The sequence below is a fragment of the Hydrogenophaga sp. OTU3427 genome, assembly GCF_038440225.1.
Classification (GTDB): domain Bacteria; phylum Pseudomonadota; class Gammaproteobacteria; order Burkholderiales; family Burkholderiaceae_C; genus Hydrogenophaga.
This window is the reverse complement of the sequence record NZ_JASATI010000104.1, coordinates 1-1323: the sequence shown is the minus strand read 5'-3', so window position 1 is coordinate 1323 and position 1323 is coordinate 1. Positions and strand designations below refer to the sequence as shown.

At 66.7% G+C, this 1323-nt stretch carries 1 pseudogene; it reads right to left on the bottom strand.

Going from position 1 to position 1323, the window contains the following annotated elements:
• Positions 1 to 407: 407 nt before the first annotated feature.
• Positions 408 to 1323, bottom strand: a pseudogene (locus tag AAHB17_RS24440) (acetoacetate--CoA ligase); the annotation flags it as partial.

The window sequence follows — 1323 nt, the reverse complement described above, 5'->3', positions numbered from 1 at the left end:
TGACAGAAGCTTGCATCGGAGGAGGAATTCATCCATGCGGGAAGACGCTGCGCGACCGGCGTAAATTTCGGTTCGATACCCGGTTTGCAGCGGTTGCGGTAGTTCGGATCCGAGCCCAACAAGAGCCGTCGCGATCATCTACCGGTCATTCCACCTGTGCAGACTTTCGCTAGCCGAGTGACCGGTCCCGGAGGCGGTGCTGACGTCCAACGTGCTGGCGCGACTGTCGCCTGCCCAAGTACGACCGCTGCCATCGAACGTCAACTCACGCACGCAACCCCGCCGATCCTCAGATCGCCCATCAGCACATTGAGCGCTGCTGTCACATGGCCCCTGCTTTCAGGAAAACGTCGTTTATGTCGACTGCATGTCTGCAGACCGAGCGTCGGCGAGTCCGTGTCGCAGCTCTAGTTCGCGGCCGCCTGCAGCGCGCGCCGCGCCGCGAAGTCCACGAACCAGTCGATACTCGCGACCTGGGCCACCGCGTCGCGGTTGACCACCTTCTCCACGGGGTGCCCCAGCAGCAGCTTCTTCACCGGCAGCTCCAGCTTCTTGCCGGTGACGGTGCGCGGGATGGCCGGCACCTGCAGGACCTCGTCCGGTACGTGGCGCACCGACAGGCCCACGCGCAGCGCCTGCCGGATGCGCTGGCGCAGCTCGTCGCCCAGCTCCAGCCCGGAACGCAGTTGCACGAACAGCGCCATCCACGAAGGCTGGCCCAGGTATTCGAGGTCCACGACCAGGCTGTCGGCCACCTCATCGATCTGTTCCACCACGCGATAGAGCTCTGCCGTTCCCATGCGTACGCCCTGGCGGTTGATGGTGGCGTCGGAGCGGCCGTAAATCACGCCGCCGACGACGTCGGGCCGCGGCACCAGCCGCAGCCAGTCGCCATGGCGCCAGACCGGGTGGCCCTGCGCGTCGCGGAAGGTATCGAAGTAACTCTCGCGCAGGCGGCTCCCGTCTTCATCGCCCCAGAAGAACAGCGGCATCGAGGGCAACGGGTTCACGCATACCAGCTCGCCGACTTCGCCCGGCAGCGTCCGGCCTTCGTCGCTCCAGGCCTCGACGCGCGCGCCCAGCGCGCGGCATTGCATCTCGCCCAGATAAACGGGCAGCGTGGGCAGGCCGACGAGAAAGCCGCCCGCCAGGTCCGTGCCGCCGGAGACGACGTTGAGCCACAGGTCCGGTTTCACGGCATCGTACAACCAGCGGCAAGCCTCCGGCGACAGCGGCGAGCCGGTGGAGCCCACCGTCTGCAGCGCGGAGAGGTCGGCGATCTCGCGCGGCACGATGCCGGCCTTCAGGCAGCTCTGGTGGATG